1 protein-coding gene is annotated in these 508 nt (G+C 63.0%); it reads right to left on the bottom strand.

The window, feature by feature from the left end:
- Window positions 1-508: glycoside hydrolase family 16 protein (locus MFF58_RS31990; RefSeq protein ID WP_238294365.1), on the bottom strand; the 508-nt coding region annotated here is incomplete at both ends.

Below are 508 nucleotides of genomic sequence, written 5' to 3'. Positions count from 1 at the left end.
GGCGACGGTCGGGTTGGATCCGTCGTTCGAGTACGCCCGAATGTAATCGATTTTCATGTTCTGGCCGACATCCGTCGCGCCGTCCTGCGTGGCGAGGTTGGCCATCAGGTACATCGGGTTCTTGTAGTCGGACGGGGTATTCTGCGAGCCTGCGAGCTGGCCGTCGTAGTAGAAATCCAGCTTCTCGGGGCCCCATTTGACGCCGTAGGTGTGATAGCCGGAGGTGTCGTGCTCGGAATAGACCTGGCGGTTCTGCTGCCACGGGATGCCGTTGGACGGATCGGTGGTGTGGATCGTGCTGTAGACGCCGCTGGCATTGCCGGCGTAGTGCTCGACCACGTCGAGTTCCTGCCAGCTGCTGCTGTCGCCTCCGGGTGTGGTCGGGGCCTTCTGGTTCGGCTGCATCCAGAACGCGTCCCAGCCGCCCTTGGCCTCGGACAGGTCGGCCCGCATCTCGAAGTAGCCGTACTTCTGGGAGAAGTTGCCCTGGGTGGTGATCAGGCCGGAC

Source organism: Methylobacterium longum (assembly GCF_022179385.1).
Classification (GTDB): domain Bacteria; phylum Pseudomonadota; class Alphaproteobacteria; order Rhizobiales; family Beijerinckiaceae; genus Methylobacterium; species Methylobacterium longum.
Note: the sequence above shows the minus strand (reverse complement) of the source record. Positions and strands in the feature narration are given on the sequence as shown.